This window comes from Nocardia bovistercoris, from assembly GCF_015674855.1.
Lineage (GTDB): Bacteria > Actinomycetota > Actinomycetes > Mycobacteriales > Mycobacteriaceae > Nocardia > Nocardia bovistercoris.
The window spans coordinates 250,789-277,137 of record NZ_JADMLG010000006.1 but is presented as its reverse complement, the minus strand read 5'-3'; the positions used below and the strand labels follow the sequence as shown (position 1 = coordinate 277,137).

At 68.8% G+C, this 26,349-nt stretch carries 30 protein-coding genes and 2 pseudogenes; 16 read left to right on the top strand and 16 right to left on the bottom strand.

Annotation, left to right across the window (positions count from 1 at the left end; translation table 11 throughout):
• Positions 1 to 140 precede the first annotated feature (140 nt).
• Positions 141 to 818: a hypothetical protein gene (locus tag IT779_RS16925; RefSeq protein WP_232541814.1), complete on the top strand. Its 678-nt coding sequence runs from the start codon at positions 141 to 143 to the stop codon at positions 816 to 818.
• A gap of 112 nt (positions 819 to 930) precedes the next feature.
• On the opposite strand, the gene IT779_RS16920 is transcribed toward IT779_RS16925, so the two are convergent.
• On the bottom strand, positions 931 to 1,992 hold the full coding sequence (locus tag IT779_RS16920) for an AraC family transcriptional regulator (RefSeq protein WP_196150274.1): 1,062 nt from the start codon (positions 1,990 to 1,992) through the stop codon (positions 931 to 933).
• Positions 1,993 to 2,564: 572 nt separating this feature from the next.
• On the opposite strand from IT779_RS16920, the gene IT779_RS16915 reads away from it, so the two are divergent.
• Positions 2,565 to 3,449, top strand: coding sequence for a DUF3626 domain-containing protein (locus IT779_RS16915; RefSeq protein WP_196150273.1), 885 nt, complete (start codon positions 2,565 to 2,567; stop codon positions 3,447 to 3,449).
• Between the two features lie 11 nt (positions 3,450 to 3,460).
• Here IT779_RS16915 and IT779_RS37865 read toward each other — a convergent pair whose 3' ends face one another.
• From IT779_RS37865 to IT779_RS16905, 3 genes and pseudogenes are all read right to left on the bottom strand, one after another.
• On the bottom strand, positions 3,461 to 3,967 hold the full coding sequence (locus IT779_RS37865; protein WP_232541813.1) for an alpha/beta hydrolase: 507 nt from the start codon (positions 3,965 to 3,967) through the stop codon (positions 3,461 to 3,463).
• Between the two features lie 70 nt (positions 3,968 to 4,037).
• A pseudogene (locus IT779_RS39080) lies at positions 4,038 to 4,358 on the bottom strand (serine aminopeptidase domain-containing protein); the annotation flags it as partial.
• 159 nt (positions 4,359 to 4,517) lie between these two features.
• A complete protein-coding gene (locus IT779_RS16905; RefSeq protein WP_196150271.1) occupies positions 4,518 to 5,261 on the bottom strand; it encodes a TVP38/TMEM64 family protein in 744 nt (247 codons plus the stop codon).
• A 327-nt stretch (positions 5,262 to 5,588) separates the two neighbouring features.
• Here IT779_RS16905 and IT779_RS39075 point away from each other — a divergent pair.
• Positions 5,589 to 5,864: pseudogene (locus IT779_RS39075) on the top strand (hypothetical protein); the annotation flags it as partial.
• A 148-nt stretch (positions 5,865 to 6,012) separates the two neighbouring features.
• On the opposite strand, the gene IT779_RS16895 reads toward IT779_RS39075, so the two are convergent.
• Together IT779_RS16895 and IT779_RS16890 are read right to left on the bottom strand one after the other, a co-directional pair.
• Positions 6,013 to 7,098 carry an NAD(P)H-dependent amine dehydrogenase family protein gene (locus IT779_RS16895; protein WP_196150270.1) on the bottom strand — a complete coding sequence of 362 codons (1,086 nt, stop codon included), beginning with the start codon at positions 7,096 to 7,098 and terminating at the stop codon, positions 6,013 to 6,015.
• A 45-nt stretch (positions 7,099 to 7,143) separates the two neighbouring features.
• Positions 7,144 to 8,181: a Rieske 2Fe-2S domain-containing protein gene (locus tag IT779_RS16890; protein ID WP_196150269.1), complete on the bottom strand. Its 1,038-nt coding sequence runs from the start codon at positions 8,179 to 8,181 to the stop codon at positions 7,144 to 7,146.
• Between the two features lie 203 nt (positions 8,182 to 8,384).
• On the opposite strand from IT779_RS16890, the gene IT779_RS16885 reads away from it, so the two are divergent.
• A complete protein-coding gene (locus IT779_RS16885; RefSeq protein ID WP_198428582.1) occupies positions 8,385 to 8,957 on the top strand; it encodes a TetR/AcrR family transcriptional regulator in 573 nt (190 codons plus the stop codon).
• A gap of 169 nt (positions 8,958 to 9,126) precedes the next feature.
• Here IT779_RS16885 and IT779_RS16880 read toward each other — a convergent pair whose 3' ends face one another.
• From IT779_RS16880 to IT779_RS16870, 3 genes are all read right to left on the bottom strand, one after another.
• Positions 9,127 to 9,423: a helix-turn-helix domain-containing protein gene (locus tag IT779_RS16880; protein WP_198428581.1), complete on the bottom strand. Its 297-nt coding sequence runs from the start codon at positions 9,421 to 9,423 to the stop codon at positions 9,127 to 9,129.
• Positions 9,420 to 10,502 (bottom strand): NAD(P)-dependent alcohol dehydrogenase, encoded by a 1,083-nt coding sequence (locus IT779_RS16875; protein ID WP_196150267.1) that lies wholly within the window; start codon positions 10,500 to 10,502, stop codon positions 9,420 to 9,422. Before IT779_RS16875 ends, IT779_RS16880 begins: the two co-directional genes overlap by 4 nt.
• A 409-nt stretch (positions 10,503 to 10,911) precedes the next feature.
• Positions 10,912 to 11,691 carry a helix-turn-helix domain-containing protein gene (locus IT779_RS16870; RefSeq protein WP_196150266.1) on the bottom strand — a complete coding sequence of 260 codons (780 nt, stop codon included), beginning with the start codon at positions 11,689 to 11,691 and terminating at the stop codon, positions 10,912 to 10,914.
• Positions 11,692 to 11,745: 54 nt separating this feature from the next.
• Between IT779_RS16870 and IT779_RS16865 the strand changes: the two genes are divergently transcribed.
• The gene (locus IT779_RS16865) at positions 11,746 to 12,336 is read left to right on the top strand and encodes a DUF2867 domain-containing protein (RefSeq protein ID WP_196150265.1); all 591 of its coding nucleotides are present in this window, start codon (positions 11,746 to 11,748) and stop codon (positions 12,334 to 12,336) included.
• A gap of 25 nt (positions 12,337 to 12,361) precedes the next feature.
• Here IT779_RS16865 and IT779_RS16860 read toward each other — a convergent pair whose 3' ends face one another.
• Positions 12,362 to 13,483, bottom strand: coding sequence for a fatty acid desaturase family protein (locus IT779_RS16860; protein ID WP_408637764.1), 1,122 nt, complete (start codon positions 13,481 to 13,483; stop codon positions 12,362 to 12,364).
• 264 nt (positions 13,484 to 13,747) lie between these two features.
• Here IT779_RS16860 and IT779_RS16855 point away from each other — a divergent pair, with 264 nt between their 5' ends.
• On the top strand, positions 13,748 to 14,200 hold the full coding sequence (locus IT779_RS16855; RefSeq protein ID WP_196150263.1) for an SRPBCC family protein: 453 nt from the start codon (positions 13,748 to 13,750) through the stop codon (positions 14,198 to 14,200).
• A gap of 63 nt (positions 14,201 to 14,263) precedes the next feature.
• Here the strand turns inward: IT779_RS16855 and IT779_RS16850 are convergent, their stop codons facing one another.
• The gene (locus IT779_RS16850) at positions 14,264 to 14,551 is read right to left on the bottom strand and encodes a DUF1330 domain-containing protein (protein WP_196150262.1); all 288 of its coding nucleotides are present in this window, start codon (positions 14,549 to 14,551) and stop codon (positions 14,264 to 14,266) included.
• Between the two features lie 218 nt (positions 14,552 to 14,769).
• Positions 14,770 to 15,264 carry a winged helix-turn-helix transcriptional regulator gene (locus IT779_RS16845; protein WP_196150261.1) on the bottom strand — a complete coding sequence of 165 codons (495 nt, stop codon included), beginning with the start codon at positions 15,262 to 15,264 and terminating at the stop codon, positions 14,770 to 14,772.
• Between the two features lie 95 nt (positions 15,265 to 15,359).
• Between IT779_RS16845 and IT779_RS16840 the strand changes: the two genes are divergently transcribed.
• Both IT779_RS16840 and IT779_RS16835 read left to right on the top strand, forming a co-directional pair.
• On the top strand, positions 15,360 to 15,860 hold the full coding sequence (locus tag IT779_RS16840; protein ID WP_196150260.1) for a tautomerase family protein: 501 nt from the start codon (positions 15,360 to 15,362) through the stop codon (positions 15,858 to 15,860).
• A 151-nt stretch (positions 15,861 to 16,011) separates the two neighbouring features.
• Entirely contained in the window at positions 16,012 to 17,235 is a 1,224-nt protein-coding gene (locus IT779_RS16835; protein ID WP_196150259.1) for a cytochrome P450, read from the top strand.
• 114 nt (positions 17,236 to 17,349) lie between these two features.
• Here the strand turns inward: IT779_RS16835 and IT779_RS16830 are convergent, their stop codons facing one another.
• Positions 17,350 to 17,538, bottom strand: coding sequence for a LysM peptidoglycan-binding domain-containing protein (locus IT779_RS16830; RefSeq protein ID WP_196150258.1), 189 nt, complete (start codon positions 17,536 to 17,538; stop codon positions 17,350 to 17,352).
• 14 nt (positions 17,539 to 17,552) lie between these two features.
• Entirely contained in the window at positions 17,553 to 18,032 is a 480-nt protein-coding gene (locus tag IT779_RS16825; RefSeq protein ID WP_196150257.1) for a LysM peptidoglycan-binding domain-containing protein, read from the bottom strand.
• Positions 18,033 to 18,449: 417 nt separating this feature from the next.
• Between IT779_RS16825 and IT779_RS16820 the strand changes: the two genes are divergently transcribed.
• On the top strand, positions 18,450 to 20,390 hold the full coding sequence (locus IT779_RS16820) for a hypothetical protein (RefSeq protein WP_196150256.1): 1,941 nt from the start codon (positions 18,450 to 18,452) through the stop codon (positions 20,388 to 20,390).
• 73 nt (positions 20,391 to 20,463) lie between these two features.
• On the opposite strand, the gene IT779_RS16815 is transcribed toward IT779_RS16820, so the two are convergent.
• Entirely contained in the window at positions 20,464 to 20,631 is a 168-nt protein-coding gene (locus tag IT779_RS16815) for a DUF4236 domain-containing protein (RefSeq protein WP_196150255.1), read from the bottom strand.
• Between the two features lie 141 nt (positions 20,632 to 20,772).
• Here IT779_RS16815 and IT779_RS16810 point away from each other — a divergent pair, with 141 nt between their 5' ends.
• The 6 genes from IT779_RS16810 (at position 20,773) to IT779_RS16785 (ending at position 24,635) form a co-directional block, all read left to right on the top strand.
• A complete protein-coding gene (locus IT779_RS16810; protein WP_196150254.1) occupies positions 20,773 to 21,459 on the top strand; it encodes a hypothetical protein in 687 nt (228 codons plus the stop codon).
• A 128-nt stretch (positions 21,460 to 21,587) separates the two neighbouring features.
• Positions 21,588 to 22,037: a tautomerase family protein gene (locus tag IT779_RS16805; protein WP_196150253.1), complete on the top strand. Its 450-nt coding sequence runs from the start codon at positions 21,588 to 21,590 to the stop codon at positions 22,035 to 22,037.
• A complete protein-coding gene (locus IT779_RS16800) occupies positions 22,034 to 23,176 on the top strand; it encodes a DSD1 family PLP-dependent enzyme (RefSeq protein WP_198428580.1) in 1,143 nt (380 codons plus the stop codon). Before IT779_RS16805 ends, IT779_RS16800 begins: the two co-directional genes overlap by 4 nt.
• 316 nt (positions 23,177 to 23,492) lie before the next feature.
• Positions 23,493 to 23,642 (top strand): hypothetical protein, encoded by a 150-nt coding sequence (locus IT779_RS16795; protein ID WP_196150252.1) that lies wholly within the window; start codon positions 23,493 to 23,495, stop codon positions 23,640 to 23,642.
• Positions 23,639 to 24,202 (top strand): TIGR03086 family metal-binding protein, encoded by a 564-nt coding sequence (locus tag IT779_RS16790; protein WP_196150251.1) that lies wholly within the window; start codon positions 23,639 to 23,641, stop codon positions 24,200 to 24,202. Before IT779_RS16795 ends, IT779_RS16790 begins: the two co-directional genes overlap by 4 nt.
• A 226-nt stretch (positions 24,203 to 24,428) precedes the next feature.
• Positions 24,429 to 24,635 (top strand): hypothetical protein, encoded by a 207-nt coding sequence (locus IT779_RS16785; protein WP_196150250.1) that lies wholly within the window; start codon positions 24,429 to 24,431, stop codon positions 24,633 to 24,635.
• Between the two features lie 175 nt (positions 24,636 to 24,810).
• On the opposite strand, the gene IT779_RS16780 is transcribed toward IT779_RS16785, so the two are convergent.
• On the bottom strand, positions 24,811 to 25,206 hold the full coding sequence (locus IT779_RS16780; protein ID WP_196150414.1) for a RidA family protein: 396 nt from the start codon (positions 25,204 to 25,206) through the stop codon (positions 24,811 to 24,813).
• Positions 25,207 to 25,329: 123 nt separating this feature from the next.
• Here IT779_RS16780 and IT779_RS16775 point away from each other — a divergent pair, with 123 nt between their 5' ends.
• The gene (locus tag IT779_RS16775) at positions 25,330 to 26,304 is read left to right on the top strand and encodes a helix-turn-helix transcriptional regulator (protein WP_196150249.1); all 975 of its coding nucleotides are present in this window, start codon (positions 25,330 to 25,332) and stop codon (positions 26,302 to 26,304) included.
• The last annotated feature ends 45 nt before the right edge of the window (positions 26,305 to 26,349 follow it).

Genomic DNA, 26,349 nt, shown 5'->3' with positions numbered 1-26,349 from the left:
GGTGGCGAGCCGTTCGGATCGCTTCGGGACAGCAGACTTCGGTCGAAACGGCCGGAGCGACAGGGGGCGCGCGACCATCGGCATTCCGACTAGTCCGTGAGCCGGGATCGGCTTCTCACGGAGATGGAGTTTCTGAGAACATGCACGCTATACGTCGAATCCGGCGATCGGTCGTTGTGGGCGCGGTCACGGTGGCGACCATCGCCGCTATGGCCGGACATGCCTCGGCCGATCCGGTCGCGCGCGACATCGATTGGGATATTCGCGGCGACAACTCCGCCGTGGTGGCCGACGTCGATTCCGGCAAGTTCCGCGTCGCGGACAACGCGCTCGAATTGATCGATGACGCGGGCACCGTCGTGCTCCAGGTGCCGCTGGATCTGACCGTCGGTGACCGGACGGTCCCGATCGCGGTGACACTCGGCGAGCGGACGGCTCGTCTCACTCCGGTCGCGCAGTCGCTGCCCCCTGTCAAAGGACCGCTCGTCCCCTCGGTGCGGACGATCAACGGTCGGGTCGGCGAGATCAGCGTGGCGGCGATACCCGGTGCGATCAGCGTCGGGACAGCGCTCGGGACGGCGCTGGGCGGCGTGATCGGGGTCCTCGCCGGTTGCCTGGCCGGTGCGAACGGTGGCGGCGCCGCGGCGGGTGAGGCCACCACGAGCGCGGCTCCGACCACGAGCGCCGCGCCCGCTCCCGGCGGCCTGAACGGATGCCTGGCCGGTGCGGTGGCGACCGCCCCGAACGCGGGGACCGTGGGCGGTTTGCTCGGGGCCGGTCTCGGTGCGGTCGTCGGCGCTCTGCTGCCGACACCGTAGCGCCGCCGGTGTGCTCGGATCGACGACCGAGCCGCTGGACCGACCTGCTCGCCGTGTGAGGCGCGGTGTGTTGACCATGATCCGGGGTTCGTGGTCAGCACACCGTTGGTGATCACGCGGTGGTGTCGCACGGACCGCGACGCACGGTGCTGAGCGCGCAGCCCGTCCAGCGCTGGTAGGCGCGGCGCAGTTCGCGTGCGTCGCAGAATCCGATCTCCCTGGCGATCGCGTCCACGGTGAGCGTCGACTCGCGCAGCATCCGCGTGGTTCGGCGCTCGCGTACGCGGTCCCGCACGGTGCCGAAACTCTCACCGGCGGACTGGAGTCGGCGGCGCAGAGTGCGTTCGCTCATGTGCAGGCGCCGGGCGATGTCGGCGGCGGTCGGCGCCGGATGTCTGCCGTCGAGCAGGGTTTCGACAGTGCGAATCAGGTCGGTTCGAGGGTCCGGCGCGCGCAGCAGCCGGTGGTACGCGTCGACGGCCGCCGCACGAATGGAAAGGTCGGCGAAGGGGAACCGGCGCTCGAGGATCGAGATCGGAAACCGAATGCGGCCGCGGTCGGCCTCGAAATCGATCGGGCAACGGAACAGCCGGTGATATTCCTCGACGTGGCACGGCGCCGGATAAGGAAGATCGACCGATATCGGATTCAGGTCGGCGCCCAACACGGTGCGGAGGAAGACCAGGGCTGTGCAGAGCGTTTGTTCGTACAAGAACGCCGCGAGCGCGGGTTCCGGTTCCAACTCCTCGAAGTGCAGCGTGAGATGGTGTTCGGAGACTTCCAACGTGGGATCGAGCAGACTCCCCGTGGCGGGATTCAGCTCCGAGCCGAGTGCGATGGCCTCGGTCACCGAACCGCACGCGGTGAGCGCGACCCCCAGCACGCCCAGGGAATTCACGATATCCCGAGTGCCGATGCGCATGCCCCACGGCTCCGCGGGCAACGCCGTGAGCGCCCGCTCGAGCACTGTCACGGTCTGCCTGACCGTCAGTCGGGCGCTGGAAGGATCGTGGAGCACGAGAGGGTCGATGTCGAGCCCCTCGAACCACGGCGCGACCGGTATCGCGTGTCGCCGACCGATTTCGACAACCGCGGTCAGGATTGTCGGCGGGACGACCAATGCGTCGCACGCCGGGGGATGGGACCGCAGACGACCAGCTGTGTTGTGCCGCACAAAGTAACCTCGAAACCAACGCCATTGATGGATCAAGCAGAACGAACTGCCGCCGACGGCCCGGTCTCACACGATGACCGTGCACCTCACGAGGTCGGACCGTGGCCAACGATAAACCATCGGTGCCGACAGAGAACACCATGACCCGGCCGCCGCGCTTCGGCCGTTTTCCCAAGCGCGACACGGCATTTCGCCCTGGCCGACAAGATCGCACCGAGATCCGCGCAAATGCCTGATCGCGACCGCCGAGCCCTCTCGGCGTCATGTCGGGAGGCTATGAGTCCAACTGCTTCCGAGTGGGGGATATCACCTCCCGTCCGATCACGCTTCGGGCCCGCCGATTCGGGACGCTCCTCGCACACTCGGCGCCACCGCCACCGCCACCGCCACCGCCACCGCCACCGCCACCGCGGCGATGGACTCCGGCTCGCCGAGGAGACGACCGCACCCAATCGGGTGTCACGAGCAACGCGCCGTGTCGATCCCGTATCCGTGGTGTCGCCGAGAATTCGGTGGTGATCGGTGCTTTCGTCTGCTGTGCTACGACGGTGGCGAACGGGAAACGAGCGGCGATGGCGATCGAGGGTGCGGCATCGGTCCGGGTGCGGTCGGCGCTCTCCCATGTCGCGCGGCACTCGTCCGGACCTGCCCTCTCGCCGGATCTGCGCATCACCTTGAACTTCCATCCCGACCGACTCGTCGGCGGCGTCACCGTTCTGCACGCGCTGGCCCGCGACGGCGCCTACCATTCTCAGTTCGTCACCGGTGTGGGCAACGGCGGGCTCACCGCGCACCTCGGCGGTGACCGATGGCGTTGGGAGAGCCGCATATTCGCGGGCGCCTACGACGACGCCGACCCCGCCGAGCGACCGGTGTACGGCGCGTTGAACTTCCGCGACCAGAACGTCGGCGCGGCACCGCGATTCGGGTCCGCGCATCTGCGGCTCGGCTCGGAAGCCTTACGCCGCACCACCTTCTGCTACCCCGACAGTTGGAGTGAGCCGAGCGATTTCGGCGTCCACACGGGAATGTCACTACTCGGACTCGCCGAAGCCGACCACCGCGACGCCCTCGACGACTACATCGAGGCTCACGTCCACGGCGGCGTCGCTCTCGCCCGCGACGCCGAGGCCATCGTCCTCGACCCCTGCTACCGCGACACCGAGATAGAGGCCGCCGCCCGCACGCTGCCATGCCCCCTCGAATGGCACCCCGGCTACCGGCTGAACGCGTCGACACTGCACCGCTACGCCGCCTACCGCGGCCGCGAATACACCGACCTCGGCGCCCGCATCGCTCGGACGAACCGCCTCGACCCCACCGTTCTCGACGCCGCCGTCATCGGCACCGCCGCCCGCGCAGGCGACCACGACCCGCAGGACCTGAAGAAGGTGTGGCACATCCTCGCCCGCTTCGGCGCACCCGCGGGCGCGGGCACCGCGCGCGCGGCGGAGTGAAGGTTCGGCACTCATCGCGCCGCCGCGCGCGATTCCCGCGTCGCGGGGTCACCCACGTGCCGACGGAGGAATTCGATCTCGTCGGTGATCACCGCTTCGTGTTCGGGGCCGTCGTAGATGTGGAAGTGGTCCACCCCGGGATACACGCGCAGTTCACCGTGCGGTGCGCGGCGCGCGGCCCGGATCGCGGGTCCCGGCGCGGCGACCCGGTCCGCGCCGCCGACGCACACCAGCCATGGACAGTGCAGGGTCCTCGCGGCGCGTACCGGTCGGAAAGGGCGTCCGAGCAGCCACCGCGCGCTGACCCGATCCCGCCATCGTGAGTCCTCGCCGATCGCGACCACGTGCCGCCACCCCCGTTCGCTGTGTGGCGCGTTGATGAAGGCCGCCTCGTGCGGTTGCCCCACGGCGGGCAGATGGCCGCCGCGCACGGCCGCGTACAGCATCCGCAGCGTGACGATCGGCGAGCCGCGACGCGCTTGGGTGACGATGTCGAGGAATGGCACCTGACTGATCACGGCGGCGACCCGCGTGTCCTCGGCGCCCGGCCGCCAACGCGTTGCCCCCGCCCATCGAGGAACCGAACGTGACGACCCGGCCCGCGTCGACGTCGGGACGCGCGCGGACGAACGCGATGGCCGCCCGCCAGTCCTCTAGTTGGCGCGCGGGCCGGAACAGATCCGGCTCACCCTCGCTGTCGCCGAATCCGCGGTGGTCGAAGACGAATGCGGCGAATCCGGCGGCGGCGAACCGTTCGGCGAACGCACCGAGCCGGTCGCGGCGCGTGCCGGACAGGCCGTGCGCCGGCACGACAACGGGTGCGGGCGCGCCCGCGCCCTCGGCGGGGTACCACCAGGCGGCGCACCGCTCGCCACCGGAGACGAAGGTCAGGTCCTCACGTGTGCTCATGCCGTAGAGACTGGTCTCGGTGACCGGAGGCCGCCGGCCGGAATCAGCCGCCGCGTTCCCGGCTCCGCCGCCGAACGGCACGGAGGGCCGATGAGCCCCGTTCCCGTACCCGCGCTCGGGTGCCGCCGCCGTCGACCCGGACCCGGCGGCGAGCCTTGCTCAGGCCGTCGACGGTGCGGAGGGGTCGTCGGTGGGCGAGGTCGGCCGCGTGGAATCCGTGTCTCGCGTTTCGCGTCGCAGGCCCCGGTAGCCGCGGTGTGCGGCGAAAGCGCCCGCGACGGCGGTGACGCACCAGACGGTGATCGCCGTGTATGCCAGCGGTGCGGACATCTCGCCGATGGACGCGCCGAGTGCGGTGTAGACGAAGGCGCGCGGCGCGGACCCGATGAAGGAGCCGACCGCCATCTGCCACAACGGCACCCCGCAGGCCCCGAACACGTACGAGGCCATCGTGTCGGGTATTCCGGGAACGAACCGCTGGCCGACCACGGCCCACAGGCCGTACCGTTCGATCCCGGCGTCGATGCGTTGGGTTCGCTCGGTCCCGAGCAGCCCGCGGGTGCTGTCGCGTCCCGCCCGAGCGCCGAGGAAGGCCGCGACGACCGCGGTTCCGACGGTGGCGCCCAATGTGACGAATGTGCCGACCAGTGGCCCGAACATCAGCCCGCTGCCCGCGGCGAGGATCGGGCCGGGCACCAGGGCGGCCCCGAGCGCGGCCGATACCGCGACGTAGACGAGTGGGGCGGCCGGACCCGTCGCGGCCACCATCGACCGCACGCTCTCGATGTCGATCACCCGCGCGACGGCGACCAGGTAGAACATCCCCAGCAGGACGGCGACGCACGCCGCGAGCCGGGCGGCGTGCTGCCATCGGCCGGTCGCGGGGGTGTCGTCGTCGGACATGGTGACCCGATTGTTCCCCATACGGCGGCGGGTTTCGAATCGGGTCGAGCCCGGCGCGGGCGGCAAGGTTTCCCGTGACGCGCCACTCGGGCGGTAGTAAACTTTCAGCTACCAACGGTTGGTGTACCTGACCCCGGCGTCGTCGGGATGCCCGTCCCAGGGGATCCCGACCCGGCACCGGGCTCGTCGGCGGGTGCGGGCGGCGACGGCGGGACGTTCCCGCCGAGTCGCACGCGGCCGACCTACCCCGACGGGTCACGGTGGACGGTAGCCCTACGTTGCAGGAGAAACATCGTGTCGCCAGTCGTCTCGTCCACGACCCGCCGCCTGATCGCGGCGGCCGCGTCCGCCGCCGCGCTCGTCGCGCCCTCGGCGGTCGCCTACGCCGATACCGCCGCCTCCGACCTCGGCGCCGGGATCGCCGCCTCGTCGGATTCGTACGCGATGCCCTTCGATCCGGGCAACCCGATGGATCCCGAGAGCCCGTTGAACCCGGAGAATCCGGCCGATCCGGAGAGTCCGCTGAATCCGGACAACCCGGCGAATCCCGAGAGCCCGTTGAACATGGACAATCCGGCGAATCCGGAGAGCCCCATGAATCCCGAAAGTCCGCTGAATCCGGAAAGTCCCGAGAACCTCGACAATCCGGCCGACCTGAACAATCAGGACGGCATGATGGCTCCGGGAGCGGCGGGCCTGGCGGGCATGCTGCCGAGCATGAGCGGCTGAATCCGTTCCGGCGGAACTCTTCTCAGAGCGCGAAGCGTCCCGCGAAGGAACGCAGCGGCAGGTCGGCGCTGGTGATGATGCCGGGCCGGGCCGCGACCACCGACCTGATCGAATTGAGTGCGGGCAGACCCGTGACGGTCATGCCGATGGAGGCGAAGTTCTCCGGCTTGGACAGGTCGAATCCCTTGCGCGGGAAGATCATGTGCTTGCTGTAGATGTTCGGGTCGCCGGTGACCTGGGTGATGTAGCAACTCTGGATGTCCCACGCCGGATCGGTGTGCGGTGTCATCTGCCATTCGAGGTGGGTCTCCACGCGCGGCACGCCGTCGACCATGCCCTGGTACTTGAGGTAGTTCGCGCCGAGCGAGCCCTTCGGCATGAAATACCAGCCGAGGTCGACGTCCTTGGTGCACGCGCCGAGTTCGTAGCTGAACTTCACCTCGTCGAGTTCGAGGCCGAAGGCGTCGGCCATCAGGTACACCGAGTCGGCGAACACCGCGGTGTACTTGTAGAGCGAATCCGGGATGCTCGGATCGTCGATCGGGCGGCCGTAGCCGACGGCCTTCCAGGTGTCGACGGAATGGTGACATGACACGTCCACCGATTCGGTGACGGTGATGTTCTCGATATCGGCGACGTCGGCGGTGTGCACGATGCCGAGGATCTGGCAAAGGCCGGGATTCATCCCGGTGCCGTAGAACGTGGAACCGCCACGCTCGCAGGCGGCTTGGATGACCTCGCTGACCTTGCGGCCCGAGGGATGCGGGTGGTTGGCGTCGCGGTGGTAGCCGGTGATCCAGTCCGCGGTGGTCACGATGTCGATGCCCGCCTCGAGGACCCGCACGTAGAGGTCTTCGTCGGGGAACACGCCGTGGAAGGTGAGCACGTCGGGCCGGGCGGCGATGATCTCCTCGACGGTGCCGGTGGCCGTCACGCCGACCGGCTCGATGCCGACGATCTCGCCCGCGTCGCGTCCGATCTTGTCGGGGGAGTAGCAGTGCAGCCCGACCAGTTCGAGGTCGGGATGGTTGCGGATGCGGCCGATCATCTCGGTGCCGAGATTGCCTGTGGCGACCTGGAATACCCGGATCTTGTCGGAGGCGCTCATCGCTGGGCCTTTCTGTGGCTCGGAATCGTAGGGGAGGGAACGGGTTCAGGCGGTGGTGGCGTCGATGGCCCGACGCTGGGCCGGGTCGCCGCTCGCTGCGCCGTCGTCGGGATAGAACTGTCTCGCCCACTCGCGCAGCGCCCGGAATCCCTGGAATTCCTTGCGCGACAAGGCGGGCGGGTCGGAGTAGCGCTGATGCGCCCAGATGTGCACGTCGGCTTCGAACTGTTCGATGACGAAACCGGCCATGGTCTTGCCGTAGCGGCCGATCTCGGGACTGTCGTCGCCGGGTTTGCGGCCGATCCACACGGTGAAGCGCACGTCGCAGGTGCGGTCGTCGACCGGTGTCACCGCGGGCATCGTGCGGTTGTCGACCATGCCCCAGCTCTGGGTGATCGAGCAGCCGAGTCCGGCGTTCACCGACCGGACGCCGCTGTTGACCTCGGATTCGGAGACGTTCTCGTCGAAGGCGATGGTGAAATCGACGTAGGACACCGGGCCCGCGAAATCGTGGCGGGTGAATTCCGGCACGAACGGGGTCTTGTGCACGACCTTGAAATGCGCGAAGTCGACGCCGTTCTCCATGATGTACTGCGGATGCAGTTCCAGGCCCTGCCGGAAGAGGGTGGCGGCGGGCACCGGCGGGTAGTAGTCGGCGGCGGTCTTGCCGTCGTCGAACGCCTCGAACATGTCGGGCACGTCGAAATAGGGGTCGCGGCCGTCGCGGTCGTACCAGATCCAGACCGCCTCGTTGCGTTCGACGGTCGGGTAGCTGCGAATGCGCCTGCCCTTGTTCGGGTGGCTCTCGTAGGGGATGCACACGTTGCGCCCCTCGCGATTCCATTCCCAGCCGTGGAACGGGCACACCAGGTTCTCGCCGGAGACCTGGCCGCCGTAGCCGAGGTGCGCGCCCAGATGTTCGCAGTAGGCGTCGAAGACCGAGAGCGCGCCGGAGGCCGATCGCCAGGCGACCATCTCACGGCCGAAGTACTTCATCTTGTGGACGTCGCCGATGCCGATCTCGGTGCACCAGGCCACTTGGAACCAGCCCGTCGGCTCCATGGACAGTGGTGGCTTTGCCATCTCGATCCTCCAGGTCTTTCCAGGGGCCGTCTCGTCCCGGCGTGGACCATCGACGCCGGTGCACGCGCGGCGATCCGATCGTAGAAGTGTCTATGAAAGAATGCAAGAGGGTTGGGTGAAACTGGATTCCCCAGTTCAGGGCCGGTACTATCGCCCTCGTGACGGATGTGGCGGTGAGCGGGAGACGCGCGAACAGGCGCGGAATGCAATCGCGGGAGGCCATGCTCGAGGCGGCCATCGCCTCGCTGGCGACGGGCGATCCCGCCGCGGTGTCGGGCAACCGGATCGCCCGCGACATCGGCGCCACCTGGGGCGTGGTGAAGTACCAGTTCGGCGATATCGACGGCCTGTGGGCCGCGGTGCTGCGCCACACCGCCGACAAGCGCGGCGACCTGCCCGCGGGCGTCAAACCCGACGGGTCGCTGCACGAACGGGTGGCCGCGCTCATCACCACCATGGCCGTCGGACTGCGCAGGCCGGAATCGCTGGCCATCGAGACCCTGCGCGCCGCGCTGCCTCGCGACCACGCCGAACTCGAACGCGACTACCCGCTCACCGCCGCCGAACTGGCGTCGTGGAAACCCAACTGGGACAAGGCGTGTGAACGCGCCTTCGCCGATCTGGAGTTGGACCCGGCGAAGGTGCGCCGGGTCGCGGCGCTGATCCCGGCGGCCATGCGCGGCATCACCTCCGAGCGCACCCTCGGCACCTATGGGGATCTCGACGACGCGCTCGAAGGGCTCATCGGCGCCATCGTCGCGTACCTCGAGCATTAACCGCGCATCTCGGGCGATAGCCGTGTACCTCGGGCGATCGCCGCGCATCTCGGGCGATCGCCGCGCATCTCGGGCGATCGCCGCGCATCTCGGGCGATCGCCGCGTACCTCGGGCGGGCGACCACTTACCGCGGGAGGTCAACGGCTCACCTCGGGCGATCAGGCGGGCTCACCAGTTCAGTTCGGCCACGACATCCTGTAGGCGCACTCCGAGCGCCGCAGCGACCGATCGCGCCTCGGCCACGTCGAGACGACGCTCGCCCGTCTCGTACCTGCTGACGAACGACTGCGGTTTGCGCAGTCGTTCGGCCAGATCGAGTTGGGTCAGCCCGCTTTCGACGCGCAGTCTGCGCAGGACGGCGCAGAACCGCAGGTGCTCGGCGGAATACAGCGATTTCGCCACCGCGAGACCCGGAACATCGAACTCGTGCGGGCGATCGTGCACCGCGTGCGCCCGCGCGGTCATGGGAAGGTGATGACCGGCTTGACCACAGCGCCGGACGCGGCGTCGGCCATCGCCTCGTTGATCCGCGCCACGGGGTAGGCGCGCACCAGATGCCGCATGGGGAGTTTGCCTTCCCGGTACCAGTCGACCAGCCGCGGCAGGAAGGTGTGCGGATCGACATCGCCTTCGATGCTGCCGCGCAGCGTCTTGCCGCGCCCGATGAGGGCGGACACCTCGATCGGCAGCGGCGATGCGCCGAGTCCGACCAGGGCGAGCACGCCGCGCGCGGAGAGCGCGTTGATGGCCGTCGCGATCACCGGCGCGGCTCCGGTGGTGTCGAGGGCGTGGGTGGCGCCGCCCTTGCCGATGGCGCGGATGCGCGCGGCCACGTCCTCGGCGCCCTCGATCACCACGTCGGCGCCGAGGGTGGCGGCGAGTTCGAGCCGGGCGGGGGAGAGGTCGACCGCGACGACGGTGCCGACGCCGACGGCCCGCGCCGCCATGACCGCCGACATGCCGACGCCGCCGACGCCGAAGACGGCGAGCACCGAGGAGGCGTCCGGGGCGAGGACTTCGGTGACCGCGCCCGCGCCGGTCTGCACCGCGCATCCGAAGGCGGCGACCTCGACCAGGTCGACCTCGGGATCGACCACGACGAGGTTGCGGCGGGTGGCGAGGACGTGGGAGGCGAAACTCGACTGGCCGAAGAACGAGCCGGTGACCGGTTCGGCGTCGGCGCGCAGCGGGGAGTCGGGGCCGAATTTGCCCGCGTTGAGCATCGCCCAGTCCGCGCAGTAGCCGGGCAGCGCGTTCGAACATTCCGCGCACAGGCCGCAGCTCTGGTAGGTCAGCAGCACGTGATCGCCGACGGCGACATCGGTGACCTGCTCGCCGACCGCTTCGACCACGCCCGCGCCCTCGTGGCCGAGGACGATCGGCAGTCCGGGCGGGAAGGCGGCGCGCGTGGTCGCGTCGGTGTGGCAGATTCCGGAGGCGACCACGCGCACCAGCACCTCGTCGGCGTGCGGTGCGCGCAGGGTCAGCGTTTCGACGGTGAGGGGGGTCTCGGCCCCGCGTGACACGGCCGCGGTGATCTGCACAGCGATGTTCCTCCTGCTCGCGGCGCCGCTATCCGGCGCACGGTCCCTCGCCGTTCCGATTCACCGAACCCGGCGCCATGACACCGACACTCGCCCTGTATGGACATGTGTCTGGACTCATGTTTCGAATCGTATCTCATTTCTCGTCCCGCGGACGTGCCGCTTTTCGTGACCCTTCGGGGGCAGGCCGCGCGGCGCGGTTGCTCGTCGTCCCCGTCGGTGAGCGTCACCGGTACTGAGCGCGGCCGGTGTACGCCGACATCGCGGTAGACGTCGCCGCCGGGCGCGGACAGGTCCGATCACCGCCCCTGAGACCGAGCACCGCCCCGAACTCGACCGCACCCGCCACTCGAGCGCCGCGCCGCGCGAGCGAACCGTGTGCGAACCACCGCGCACCGGCATCAGCCGATCACGCGAGCGGTGCATTCGGAACCGCGCCGAATACCACGACACCGTCGCGCGACCGCGTCACCCGTGCGCCCGCGAAGATCCGCCCCGGCGTGACGCCGCCCATCGCGACCGTCGTTCGCACCAGATGGGACTGGTCGGCGAATCCGGTGCGCGCGGCGATCTCCGCCGTGGACTGGAACGGGAATCGCAGCACCGCCTCGCGCAGGCGATGCCAGCGGCGCACCGCGGTCAGCGAACCGCCGAGCGTTCCCGCGCAGAGTTGGCGCAGCCGCCGGGGCGAGAGCCCGACCTCGGTCGCCAGGTCGTCGAGTGGCCGTTGCTCGTCGAGTAGCAGCAGCGCCCGCCGCAGTCGCGGGTCCACCGCCGCGTCCGCCCCCAGCGTCGCGTGCAGTGCGGCGCGGACCGGTGCGGGGTCGAGGTCGGAGCCAACGGCGGCCAGCAGGGTGCGGACCCGGTCGCGGTCGAGTGTGCGAATACGGGTCCGATCGGCCGCCGCGAACACGTGCGGATCGATCCACAGTGAGACATATCCGGCGGGATAGCGGATCTCGCGCGGCAGGCCCGCGGGCACGAGCACGCCGGGCGCGGTGACCGTACCGCGCGGCTCGCGCGCCGCCACCGGTGCGTCCGAGCCGAGCACAAGCTGCCACGCGGGATGCCGGTACGGCCGTGGATTCGCCGCGGCGTCCTGCGCGATGCACGCGAATTCCGCGCGCACCCCCACGTAGGTGGTGCTGCCGTTTCGTTCAAGACGCCAGGACCGCGGCTCCTCGATCATTCCCCCATGTTCGCACCGCGGACTCGCCGCCGTCCGTTTCGAAGGAGCCAGCCCATGAGGATTCCGATCTCGGTGTTCACCGACCAGCCGTGGCGTGTGCACGCCGTTGCCCCCGATTTCGACGTCGCGGACGTCTGGTTGTTGCCCGCCTCGGGCGGTCCGAGGGATCTGGATCGCTTGGTCGAGGTGTTCACCTCCGACAACGGCGACGACGAAGTCTCCTTCGCCTACCGCGCGTTGTTCGCGATCCGCTGGCGGCTCGGCGCGCTGTTCGGCTGGGACGACGAGGACGCCGGTATCGGCGCACGCGTGCGCACGTTGCGCGATCGACTACCCGAGGACCTGCGGGATGGGCCGCGCGGGCCCGAGTTCCGCACCCTGCCGTTCACCCCGGTGTACCGGACCGAGTCCGAATGGCTGGCCGAGATCGCGAACGCGACGGTGCACGCGGCCATGCACATCGGCTGGGTGCCCGACGCGTCGGGCGGATATCACGGGCAGATGGCCGTCCTGGTCAAGCCGAACGGCCTGCTCGGTCGCCTCTACATGGCCGCGATCCTGCCGTTCCGATACCTGTTCGTCTACCCGGCGCTGATGAAGTTGATCGAGCGTGCCTGGCAACGGGATTCGGCGACGAACGGCTGAACGACTCCACGTCACCGGTGAATCGCTAGCCCAGCGAGCTCGCGGTGGAATCGGCGTGCTTGCCCGCGTCGTGCAGGTGGCTCAATGCTTCGCGGTAAGACTCGAACAGGCCGGTTTCGTGGTAGGGCACGCCGATCCGGGTGCAGAAGTCCTGGACCATCGGTCGGGCGTGGCGCAGGTTCGGGCGGGGCATGGACGGGAACAGGTGGTGCTCGATCTGGTAGTTCAGGCCGCCCATGGCGGTGTCGACGGCCCAGCCGCCGCGCACGTTGCGTGAGGTGAGGACCTGGCGGCGCAGGAAGTCGGTCGACCGGTCGTCGGTCAGCACCGCCATGCCCTTGTGGTTGGGCGCGAACGTGCAGCCCATGTAGAAGCCGAACAGGCCCTGCTGTACGGCGAGGAATGCGATCGCCGCGCCCGCGGGCAGCACGGCGAAGACCACACCGACCATGCCGAGCAGGTGCGCGGCGAGTAGCGCGCCCTCCCAGCCGCGGTGCGCGATCGGCCACCGTGACACGGCGCGCGCGCTGGCGTAGTGCAGGCTGCCCGCCTCCAGCAGCAGCATCGGGAAGAACAGCACGCCCTGGTATCGGAAGATGAACCGCCGCATGCCCTTTCCCGCCGCGGCCCGCTCGCCGGAGTAGGCGAGGATACCCGTGGCGTCGGGGTCGGCGCCCTCGGTGTTGGGATGCGCGTGGTGCCGGTTGTGGTTGCTCACCCACCAACCGATGCTCAGCCCGATGCCGAGATTGCCCGCGAACAGGCCGTAGAGGTAGTTGGCGCGGCGGCTCGCGAAGATCTGGCGGTGGCCCGCGTCGTGGCCGAGGAAGGCGAACTGCGCGAACACCGCGGCGAGGAAGGCCGCGACGCCGAGTTGCCACCAGGATTCGCCGAGGAGTACGAACGCCACCCAGCCGCCGAGGTAGGCCAGCGTGACGGCGGTGGTCTTGTACAGGTAGTAGCGCCGCCGCCGGTGCAGCAGCCCGGCGCGGCGGACCTCACGCGCGAGCACCGCGTAGTCGCTGCCGCGCGCGGGCAGGTGCCCGGTGACCGGCGCGCCGATCTCCGCGCGCGAGGCTTCGCGTCGCGCCGCGAGGTCCGCGTCGGTGGTCGGGACCACCCGACCGATCGCACTGTCGATTGTCACCAGTCGCCCCATATCCTCTCGTCCGCCGGAGCGCGAGCCTACCCGTGTCGCGGACCTACTCCGACCCGAGCGCACGGCGGCCCGGCACCGCCCCAGAATCCCACGTCCCGGCTACGGCGAGATGAACGGACGGTGCCCTCGCGGACGCGGGTCGGACGGTGCGGCTGACAACCGCACCACGAGTGTCTACTATCGTTTGTAGTAGAGCATTTCCCGGTAGTCACCTCGGGTCGGATCGGCCCGACGAGTCGAGAGGGGCGGACCATGGAGACGGTCACCGTGGAACGGACGATCGCCGCGCCGCCGAGCGCGGTCTTCGATTGGATCAGCAACGCGCACAACTACACTCGCATCGGCATGGTGCTGCACGAGCGGCTCGCGGTGCGCGGCGATACCGCGCCGTACGGCCGCGGCGCGGTGCGCGTGCTGATCTGGGCGGTCGGCTGCTTCTGGGAGCGCATCACCGCCTACGACCCGCCGCACTCCTTCGAATATCACGTCTACCGCAGCATTCCGCCGTCACGGCACGAGGGCGGCCGCGTCGATTTCGCGGCGGCCGAGGACGGCGGCACCCGGGTGCGCTGGACCACGACCGCGGAATTGCGCCTGCCACTTGCGGGCGCGTACCTCACCCGGCGCGTCATGCGCCCGCTGCTGCGCTACGCCTTCGATCGGGTGCTGGACGAGGCCGCGCGCGCCGTCGCGCCCGGGCGCTGATCGGCATCAGCGCCCGGGCGCTGATCGGCGGCACGCCGCTGATCGGCGGTGCGAGCGGTCGAACTACAGGCCGTTGATGAGAATCGCGGTGCAATCCGCCGCCGCCTGTCGCAGCGGGATCGCGGCCTGGTATTCCTCGGAGTCGTACCAGCCGTGCGCGGCCTCGGCCGACTCGAATTCGAGTACAACGGTCTGGGTGGCGGCCCATTCGCCCTCGAGCACTTCGGTCTTGGTGTCGATCGCGAGCACAGTGACGCCCTTGGCCATGGATTTCGCGGCGACCTTGCCGTACTCGGCCATCCCGGCCGGGTCCTTGATCAGTTCTTTGACGACGATGTAGGCCTTGGACACCTGATATCACCCTTCACGTTGGCGAGCCGGGTCGACTCTTCGAACGAACGTACCAAACGGGAGCGCCGCCGGAAATGGCATTCTCGATCTTGCTCTACAGCGTCTCGCCGTGTCCTCGAGACGGACGGGACCGCTGCCGATAGTCCAAGCGGGCGACCCGGCGTCGAGCCGTTCGACGGGCAACCGCACGAGGACCGCACGCTGACGGTTCGGCGCGGTCAGCTCGGTTCCGTGAATCGGGCGGCGGGACCGGGGGTGCGGTGGATGTCGGTGGGTGACAGGTCGGTGTGGCCCGCTGCGCATTCGAGCACCAGTCGGACGGGCTGGTCGCAGGCGTCGTCCTCGTCCGCGGGGCGATGGCGGACCACGACGGATGGCCCCAGCGGGTCGGCGAGATGCCGATCGCCCCATTCGAGCAGGGCGACCAGGGTCGGTCGAAGATCCATTCCCCGTTCGGTGAGCAGGTATTCGAACCGCTGCCTGCTGCCCGGCTCCCGATAGGGGATTCGTTGCAACACGCCCGCGTCGACGAGACCGTCGAGTCGGGTGGTGAGCAGGTTGCTCGCGATGCCGAGCCGGTCGCGGAAGTCGCTGAAGCGCCGGGCCCCGTCGATGGCCTCGCGGACGATGAGCAGCGACCAGCGTTCCCCGACGACCGCGAGCGCGCGGGCCACCGAACAGTTGCTCGGATCGATTCGCGCGGGCACGTCCATGCGGTCACCCTACCATCTGGGTTGACTTTTGCTACCCAGCACCCGTACCGTTCGCGGCATCTGAGTTTAAAAACTGAACTGAGGAGTCGAACGCCATGCCGATGCTCGATCTCTATCTCCCCGACGGCTCGTGCGCGCCCGACCGCGAGGCGGCGCTGATCGATCGGATCACCGAAATCCTCATTCGCCACGAGGGATTCGATCCCGCCGACCCGGAAACGCGGTCGGTCTCCTGGGTATTCGTGCATCGTCCAGCCGCCGTGTACGTCGGCGGCGCGCCTGCGCACGCGCCGCGCTACAAGGTGGTCGCCACCGTGCCGGAAGGGCAGTTGGACCCCGACGCGCGAGCGGGCGTCGTCCGCGAGATCACCGACGCGATCCTCGACGCCGAGGGCGGTCGGTGGCCGCGCGATCCCGCCCGCATCTGGGTGTTCCCCACCGAGGTGCCGGAGGGGCGGTGGGGCGGATACGGCGAGATCGTGCCGCTGCGGCGCATCCTGCGCCGCCTCACCGGCCGCGATCCCGAACGCGCGGCCGAGCTGGCCGCGCGGCGGATCGCGGCGAGCCGGGCCGAACGTGACCGGCAGGCGGGGTAGTTCCGCCGAGGCCGCGGTGTGGCATTTCGGAGACAGCGGGTCGCGGCGAACGGTAATGTCATTTCCGATTACGAGAACATGGATCCGCATGGCTGGAAATCGGTACGCGATTCGAGTCGCGGGACCTTGCGCAGGAAGTGCGAGAGAGAACATGCCGGAAACACAAGTCGCCGCGGCCGAAGCGTCTTCGCCCGAGAGCGTCCGCTGGGATCCATGGGACCGCGACATCGCGCGTGACCCCTACCCGGTCTATCGGCGGCTGCGCGCGGAGGCGCCGCTCTACTACAACGCCGAGCACGACTTCTACGCCCTGAGCCGCTACGACGACATCGACCGCGCCCTGCTCGACTGGCGGACCTTCTCCTCCTCGCGCGGGCCGATCCTGGAAATCATCAAGGCGGGCATCGAGATTCCGCCGGGCACCCTGCTCATGGAGGACCCGCCCGCCCACGACATCCACCGCGGCCTGCTCGCGCGCGTCTTCACGCCGCGGCGGGTGCTGTCGCTGGAACCGCAGATCCGGGAGATGTGCACGCGCTCGCTGGACCGCCTCGCCGGCGTCGGCAGCTTCGACTTCATGACCGCCTTCGCCAACGAGGTGCCGATGCGGGTCATCGGCATGCTGCTCGGCATCCCGGAAGCCGATCAGCAGTCGGTCCGCGATCGCGCGGACGAGAACCTGCGCACCGTGCCCGGAGAGCAGATGGCGGTGTCCGACAAGGCGATTCCGCACGCGGACCACTTCGCCGAATACATCGACTGGCGCACCGAACACCCGTCCGACGACCTGATGACCGAATTGCTGCGCGCCGAATTCGAGGACACCGAAGGCGTCACCCGCACCCTCACGCGCCAGGAGATCCTCACCTACATCACCGTCGTCGCGGGCGCGGGCAACGAGACCACCGCCCGCCTGCTCGGCTGGCTCGGTTCGCTGTTGGCCCGCTATCCCGACCGTCGCGCCGAACTCGTCGCGAACCCGCAGTTGATTCCCAAGGCCATCGAGGAGACCCTGCGCTTCGAGCCGACGGGGCACGCCATCGCCCGCTACGTCACCACCGACGTCGAGTACCACGGCACGGTCGTCCCCGCGGGCAGCGCGATGATGCTGCTGGTCGCGTCGGCGAACCGGGACTCCGACCACTGGACCGATCCCGACATCTACGACATCCACCGCAAGACCGGAACCCTGCGGACCTTCGGTCTCGGCACCCACTTCTGCCTCGGCGCCTCGCTGGCGCGCCTGGAAGCGCGGGTCGCGATCGAGGAATTCCTGAAGCGGTTCCCGACTTGGGACGTGGACTGGGACGCCCTCGCGCTGTCGTCGACCTCGACGGTGCGCGGCTGGGAGACCTTGCCGATGACCGTCGCCTGACCGCAACCCTGCCTGCAGGGCGCCAACGAGTGCCACCGCCGCCCAACTCGTCGCCCGCGACCGGATCTGAACGAAAGCGACCGCGAGATCGGGTGAGCGGCGTGCTGAATCCGGCTATGCGCTCGACCCCGCGGTGAGGTCGGACCTGGACGGAAGTGAGATCTTCTGTCCGACCCGGATCAGGTCCGGATTCGCGATGTTGTTGAGCTCGGCGATCTTCCGGAGGAATTTGAGGTCGCCGTACTTCTTCATGACGATTTCGGACAGGGTATCGCCCGCGACGACGGTGTGGATCTCGACCATTGTTCTGCTCCTGACTAGTAGTTCTTCGGGGGAATGACGAGTTTCTGCCCGACCTCGATGTGGTTGGGGTCCGGCAGCTGGTTCGCCTCCGCGATCACCGGAAACTTCGACGCGTCGCCGTAGAACCGCTGGGCGATTCCGGACAGGGTGTCGTGTGGCTCGACGACGTAGGTGATGCCGGGAATGATGAGGACCTGACCGGGGTGGATATCGTCGGGATCCGGGAGGCTGTTGGCCGCCGCGATCAAGGGGAACAGGCGGGCGTTGTGCGGTCCGTAGTATTTCCCGGCCAGCGCCCACAGGGTGTCGCCGTTCGCGACCGTGTGCTTGCGGTTCACCTCGGGCAGGATGAGCACCTGGCGGGGGAATATCCGGTCGGGATCCTCGATGGCGCTGGCCGCGGCGATGAGTTCGAAGAACCCCGTCTGTCCGTAGAATTTCTTCGAGATCGCGGTGAGCGTGTCGCCTTCGACGACCGTGTATGTCTTCAACATCGGATCACTCCTGAGAGACGGTCGGAGATCGCATATTTCGACTCTCCGAATTTGACAGCCCTCAGCTTACAATCGGCGAACTCCGGTTCGAAGCGCTCGCGCCGATCGATCAGAATTCGCGTAGTGCACTACCCGACTCGAATTATTCTGCTGTTCAACAGCTGCCGGAACATCAATTGACAGTTGCAGCAACTTTCCGTCGCCGAGCGGGAATTCGGGGCCGGTGCGACCGCTCGAGCGAATTCGGAGCGCGGCGTTTCGGGGAACCGCGATCGCCCGCGCCGATGTCGAAACCGAGTAGTGAATTACTCGTTACCCGCCGGGCCGCCGCGCCTACCGTTGGAGCGATCGAAACAGCCACCGCGGGGGCATCCCGATGGCGAGCCGAGCCGTCGCGATGGACGTATCGGAGGAGATATGGATGCCACGGCGCCAACTCAGGATCTGGCGAAACAGCTGTCTCTGTCGTTCCTGCGGGCCAAGCTGTACCCCGAATCCGACAGTCGCCACGACGAGGTCTACCGGCTTCGGGCGGCGCGGTTGCTCACCGAGAACGATCGGGTGGCGCGCGCTATCGAGGTCGAATTCGGCGAACTCTTCCAGAACAACACGGCGCTCCACCAATCCGTGAACACGGCGGTCAGCCGGTGCGGCCGCCGAAAGCTCCTCGAGTGCGTCGACCGCAGTCTGCGCGACCGTCCGCACACGTGCGCGGCACTGCTGGCGCTGACCCAGAGCGCACTCGACGACGGCCGAGAGGGCGACGGGAACGTGGCGGAATCGCGCAGCTTCGCAGAATGGTTGCGCCGGAATGTCGCGCTGGGAATGCTTCAGATTCTGATCTTGACGCCGTTGGTCATCGCGTACTTCGCCGTGTGGAACGACGAGACCCGGCACACCGGCGAGGAGCCGGTCGGCATCGCACTCCTGAAAGTCTTCCTCGTATGGGTGCTGTCGTTCGTGCCGAGCTGGCTCTACATTCGATTCCTCGGCCAGCGCGCAGGCGCGTTGTGGAACGAATATGTCATCCATCTGCATCGTCTGGCGGTGGACGAGCCGAGATATCTGCCGCGCCCACCGCGATCCTCGGAGTTCTACCAGGAATGGATCGCCGACCGCGGCTATCTCCAGGACGAAGAGGGCAATATCTATCGGCAGAAGTTCAACGCCTATTATGGACGCGCCGTCTCCTCCGCGCGCGGACGAGATTTCGTGGTCAAGACCGAGACCTTGTTCCCGGTCATGCTCACCGCGGTGATCTTCTCGACCTGCTGGACCGCGACGCTGGCGGATACGAATTTCCTGAAAGACCCGCACACGGTATGGGACGCCCTCAAATTCGGCTTCTTCGGCGCCTACGCCTTCACCTTCCAAAGCCTCATCCGCCGCTATTTCCAGAGCGACCTGCGACCCAGCGCCTACGCTTCGGCGGTTCTGCGACTCGTCGTGGTCTTCACCACCGTGGCGACCCTGTTCCAGATACTGGACCCGGTCGAGCGCGGTGGCGGCGGCGCGGCTGTCGCGTTCGTGGTCGGCTCCTTCCCGATCGTCGGCATCTACGCGCTGCACCGGACCGCGGCGGTCACCCTGCGCGCCGCCGTTCCCCAACTCACCCCGAAGTATCCGCTCAACCAGATCGACGGACTGAACGTCTGGTACGAATCCCGGCTCGTCGAAGAGGGAATCGAGGATATGCAGAGCCTGGTGACGGCGAATCTCGTCGATGTCATGCTGCACACACGAGTGCCGCTGGCCAGGCTGGTGGACTGGATCGATCAGGCGACGCTCTACCTGCACTTGGACCACAGCGAGATCACCCGAGGACAGGAACGCCGGGCGTGGTCCCGCGGGGTCCTGCCCCGTCGGCGACGGCCCGAGTGCCGCGGCGTCACCCTGGAACAACTGGAGCGGGCGCGGCTTCAGGTCGCTCCCGCCGCGGCCAAGGCTCCCGAGTCCGGGGCCAAGGCCCCCGCCGAGTCGGTCGATCGGGTCGGCGGCAGCGTCGGCAAGACGGTACGCGCGGGCACCAGAACCCGTATCGAACTGCGCCAACTGGGAATTCGAACGGCAACCGATCTGCTCGTCGCCTTTCCGCCCGCTCAGATCGACCCGCGCACACCGACGGAGGCTCCGCTGCGGGCGTTCGCCTGCCTCGTCCCGAAGGGCATCGATGTCGAACAGATCCGCCTGCTCGCGCGGGTCCTCGACGAGGACGCCGATCTCGTCCCGGTCTGGAACTGGCATCGCCGTGGCGCTCGCGTCCGCCCACCCCGCCGGGCGCCGCACCGAGCCATGACCGTCCGGCGACCGCCGGACGCGCCGGGACCGGTCCCGTTCACCGTCGGCTCGGGGCGGTGACATTCGGACCCGAGGATGTCGGCCCCGCCGGATCGGTCGCGCCCGCAAATGCCGCAGGGCGCGACCGATCGTCTCAGCGCTGACGCCAGCTGAGCGGCCCCGGCAGGTCGACGCTGTTCTTCTTGGTCCGGGAATTCCACGACCACGGACCGATTTTGATGCCCCACGAGGACAGACCCGATTGGGTGAAGTTGAATTTCAGCGGACCGAAGGATTTGCGCTGACGGTACTTGATGGGCATGGTTACCTCCCTGGCTCGTCGCGGGAGTACCCGAACGAATTGCCTCCTAACGTTTTCGCCGATCCGGCAATCCGGACAGGGGAGCGGCGACGAAGCTCTAGGGAACCCGATGATCGTCCCCGGCCCCGTGGAGGTTGTCCCGTGCGTTCGAGGAGGAAGCTCGCAGTTCTGTCGGCGGCGGTCGTGATGTGTTCGGCCGAGTTCGTCCACGCTGTCACCGCGCCCGCCGCCGCGGAGCCGACCGCGCTGAAGGGCAATATCCTCCCGATCCAGCGCAGCTCCCAGACTCTGAAGGTGGATCCGGCCTCCGGTGTCGACGGCCTCGCCACCGTGTGGTTCGACGGCGGTCGCCTCGCCTTCTTCGGCCACCGCCTCAGCGGCGGCACGATGCGTTTCGGCGGCGAGATCACCGTGCGGTCCGGTGCGAAGGCGGCGGATCTGACCGGTCTGGTCATCGATATCGGCACCGGCACCGTGAACGCCACCCTCGGCGGTCGCCCGTTGACGCTCGGCACCCTGAATACCGACACCCTGCGCCTGCGCAAGGAACCCGGCGCCGGATTCCTGTTCGTCGACATCGGATTCGGCGACGACGAGCGGGTCGAACTCACCGCCGAGGGCGCGGCCGCGCTGAACAGCGCACTGGGCACCGTGCTCGAACCGGGACGGCCCCTGCTCGTCGGCGTCGTCAGCGCGGGAGTCGCCGTCGATGCCACGCTCGCCGACGAAGTCGTCGCCGATCAGCGTGCGCTGACCGAGAGCGGCGTCGAGGTGTTCATCGAGCTCGACGAGCCCATCGACCTGTCCGACGACCTCCGTCGGGACTGACCTCGGCGCGATATCGCCCCCGTACGGTTGGCGAGTTCGGCATGAAATCTGTCGTTCTCGCCACTGGTCGCACGCTCGCGCGCGGTGCAGAGTTACGGCGAACGATCCGAACCCACGGAAGGCACGACATGCCATTGCTGCGAGTGACGCTGACCCCGGGCGCGTTCGACGACGCGCAGAAGGCGCGGCTCGCGACCGCGCTCACCGAGGCAGCCTGCCGCGCCGAATCGGTGCCCGACGACCCGGGCAGCCGGATGCGCGCGCTTGTGCTCTTCGAAGAACTCGCGCCGGGCAGTTTCCACTCGGCGGGACAGCAGGCCGACGCGCTGGTCGCGGGCGTGTTCATCGACTGGCAGGTCAGCACCGGCGTGCTCGACGGGGCGCGCAAAGCCCGATTCGCCCGCGAACTCCAGGACGCGGCCGTCGAGGCCAGGGACGGTGAGGACGGCCGGATGGTGATCACGTCCTGCGTCATCCACGAGGTCCCCGAGGGGCAGTGGGCGCAGAACGGCGCGATCCGCAGACTGCCGGAGATCGCCACGCTGGCAGGCTTCGAACACCTGACCACACTCGGATGAGCGAGAGCCCCGCCGCCGCGCTGGCCAGGGCCATGGTCGGCGAGCCGGGATCGCGCCACCGCCTGCCGACGCCCGCGCTCGTCCTGGACGAGGCGGCACTCGACGCCAATATCGCCGCGATGGCCGCCCGCGTGCGCGGCAAGGTCCGCTTGCGACCCCATGCCAAGACCCACAAGAGTGCCTGGATAGCCCGCAAACAGATCGCGCACGGCGCGGTGGGTGTCTGCTGCGCGAAACTCGGTGAAGCCGAGGCGCTTTCCGCCGCGGGTGTGCGCGCGATCCTGCTCACATCACCGATCGCCGACGCCACCGCGCCCGCACGGTTGTGCGAGGTGGCGAAGGTCGATCCGTCCTTCGTCTGCGTCGTGGACCATCCGGATCCGGTCACCGCGCTCGCGGCCGAGGCGCATCGCCGCGACCTGCGGATCGCGGTGGCGATCGACGTCGATGTCGGACTCATGCGCACCGGCGTCGCCGGTCCGGCCGAGGCGCTCGAGCTGGCCGCGCACATCGCTCGGTTCCCGTCGCTGGAGTTGGCGGGCGTGCAGGGCTACGGCGGTCACTGGCAACACATTCCGGGATATCACGCCCGCCGCGACGCGGTCCGCCTCGGCATGGACAGGCTGAGCGCGGTCGTGGCCGCGCTGCGCGCGGGCGGTCATCGCGTCGACCTCGTCACCGGCGGCGGGACGGGCACCGTGGCGGCCGACCTCGAACTCGGCGTCCTCGATGAATTGCAGCCCGGCTCCTACGTTTTCATGGACGCCCAGTACGCCGACGCGCTCGGCGACGACCCCGACGGGCAGTTCCGCACCAGCCTGTGGGTCGCGAGCCAGGTGGTGAGCGTCAACGCCACGCCGATCGTCACCGTCGACGCGGGCCTGAAGGCGTTCGCCACCGAAGGCCCCGCGCCGCGCCCGTCCACCGCACCCTTCGCCGATTCGACCTACGCCTTCTACGGCGACGAACACGGCGCGCTCACCCGCCCGCCCGACATCGATGTGCGGCTCGGCCTGCGCGTCGAACTCCTGACCCCGCACTGCGATCCCACCGTCGACCGGTATGACAGCTACCACGTGGTGCGCGGTGACACCCTGGTCGCGATTGTTCCGATCGACGCCGCGCGGTCGAGCCGGTAGAGGCTTCGCCCCGCTCGGCGGTGCGGGCCTGCGGCCTTGCCGAGGCCGAGCCCGCGCCTGCGACCAGTGTCGTGGTCGCGGTGAGCTCGAGCACGACAGCTCGCGTGCCGGGGCGATCGAGCTCGGGAAACGTGGTGGTCAGCGCCCCTCCCAGGAGGCAGACCTCGGGCGCGTCGAAAACGGTGCGCCCGGAGCGATCTCTTTTCGTGTCTCGCCCGGTCTGTATCGGTAGGCGACGCGCGAGGTCGCCGCGGACGCGTGCTGTGCAGCCCGGTGGCCGGGTGATGGCGGCTGCGACAAGTGGTAGGAGGTTGCGGTGTCCGACCGCGAAGAGCTGGGCATCGACGACGAGTGCCCGCACGAGACCGACACGTTCCGTGGAGAATCGTCTGCCCACTGCTATCGGCCGCGTCGACTGCCCATGCGCGCGCCCGCGCCGATCCCCGCCGAGGCGGTGCGGTCGTGACCCGATCACCGATCACCGACATCGATTCCGCCGAACTGCTTGTGCGGGCCATCGACTACACGCTGGTCAACGTAGCGGCCGTGCGCCGTGCCGACCTCGACTCCGCGACACCGTGCGCGCACTGGAACCTGCGAACCTTGCTCGACCACCTCAACGATTCACTCGACGCCCTCTGCGCCGCCGCGCGCCCGAGCACCGGAACCGAACCGCCCGCGGCCGACCCCGTTCTGGCCTTCGGCGCCCGCGCGGCACGCGTGCGTGCGCTGTGGCCGGAAATCGACCACGACTCCCCGGTCCGGCTGGGTGGCCGAACGCGGCGCGCCGACGTCCTCGCCCATGTCGCGGCGGTCGAGATCGCCGTGCACGGTTGGGACGTCGCCCGCGCCTGCGCCGCGAACCGGCCCATCCCTGACGAATTAGCGCGCGCTATATTGACTTTCATCGAGCTGATCGTGCCCGAAACGGGCCGCCCCCCGCAGTTCCACCCACCGGTCGCCATGCCCGACTCCGCGCCCGCCGATGAACGCTTGCTCGCCTACCTCGGCCGATACCCGGGCTGACGCGAAACCCCGCTGGGATTGCGCGCCTTATCGTCACTTCCGCGCCCGTGCCGGTCGGTCGCACCCGATCGCGGGTCCGATTTCGCCGTGGTTGGCGAGGGCGGAATTCTCTGACCCCGAGGAATTCGGGGCGGTACAACAGGGGGCTGCCGCCACGGTTCCCACCCGATACCGTTCGTACCGGGCGCCCGCCGGGCGCCGAACCAGCGGATGGAGAGTTCCTTCGATGAAGCGCGCCTTGTTCACCGCAGCCTGTGTGGCCGCCGTGCCCCTCGCCTTCGCCCCGAGCGCGGGCGCCGACGCATCCACCGCCGACGAACCGCGCCCGGTGGCGTTGAACTGTTCGCAGCTGCCCTCGGGCAGCGCGTCGTTCTGCGTGCCGTTCAACCAGTTGCTGGGATGGTTGCCGCGTAGCGGCTCCGGCTTAGCCTGACCGGCGCGGGCGACGCCCGTCGTGATCCGCCACCCGAAGCCGGTCCACCGAGGCCGAATTCGATTGGCTGTCCGACGGTGGCGGTCCCGCAGGCCGAGGTCGTTCCACTACCCGTCACGGGAAATCCGCAGTGCTGGTCTGCACGAAAGACACCGCCAGGTATGGGCGTTCGTCCTCACTCGACAGCGGTCGCCTCGAGTTCGACCATCTGCCCGGGTATCGCGAGTCGGGTGACCCCGAGCATCGTCGTCGCGGGCGCCACTTCGGCCGCGCCCAATCGGGACGCGAGCACGCCGTAGTGCTCGAGCAGCAGATCGACGTCGGTGGTGTAGACGTCGAGCCGGACGAGGTTCGCCAGCGACATGTCCGCCCCGGCGAGTACGGCCTCCACGTTGTCGAGGCTCAACGCCAACTGGGCGGCCATGTCGCCCGCGTGCACGGGGTGGCCGTCGCCGCTCGTCGCGGTCTGGCCGGAGCAGTACAGGGTTCGGGTGTGCCCGGATACGAGCTCGCCCTGGTTGAATCCCATTGCCAGCGACCACGTCACCGGATTGACCGCCATTCGTCGCATCACCACATCGGCTCCATTCGATTCGTCCAACAACCGCGTCCACCGCTTGTTCGGGGACGCCGCGGTGGTGAGCCTGCCAAGTAATCACGACATCCTGTGTCGTGTATTCGGTAGAGTCTTTCCGTGCGCGCCGACCGGCTGGTGTCGCTGGTGTTGCTCCTGCGCCAGCGTGGTCGACTGACCGCCGCCGAGTTGGCCGACGAGCTGGAGGTATCCACTCGGACCGTGCTGCGCGATATCGACGCGCTGTCGACGGCCGGTGTCCCGGTCTTCGCCGAACGCGGGCGCCACGGCGGTTTCGCCCTGCTCCCCGGATTCCGGACCGAACTCACCGGGCTGACCGACGACGAGGCGTTCGCCCTGCTTGTCGCCGGATCACGCCGTGGCACACAGGCATTCGGTCTGGACTCGGCGCTGGCTTCGGCGATGCTCAAGGTGGTGGACGCGCTCGGGGAAGGCCATCGCGGCACCGCGGCCGAAGTGGCCGAACGCCTGCTCATCGACCCGGACACCGATCTGCTGTCGCGGCCGCTGGCCGAGGAGGAAGTGCCCGCTTCCGTGACGGCCGAGATCCGCCGCGCGGTATTCGCCGGGACCAAACTGCGCATCCGATACGCGCCCGTCGACGAGACCCCGCGATGGCGCACGGTGGATCCGATCGGCCTGGTCGTCGTCCGAGGCCGCGGCTACCTGCTGGCCACCAGATCCGGCGCGGACCGCACCTACCGCCTGTCGCGGGTGTCGGACGCGCGGCAACTCCCCGAACTGGCCGAGCGCCCGGACCGCGTCGACCTGGCCACGGCCTGGCGGGAGCGCGGCACCCGGTTCCGAACCGGCGGCGACAACATCACGGTGTCGGTCCTGGTGAACCCGCGGCGTCGCGAAGAACTGGTGGCCACCGCACTCGCCGTCCGTGCCGAAGAACCCGAAGCGGACGGTAGGCTCCGCATGGACGTGACCTTCCAGGACACCCGACACGCCGAATGGGCACTGTGGCAACTCGGCATCGACGCGCAAGCCCTCGCCCCGGACTCGCTGCGCACATCGCTACGCGACCGCGCCGCCGCTATCGCCGACCGCTATCGCGCGCAACCCTGACGGCCCCAGGCTCCGCCGCGCGAGATCAGCACGGCGGGCGAGGAT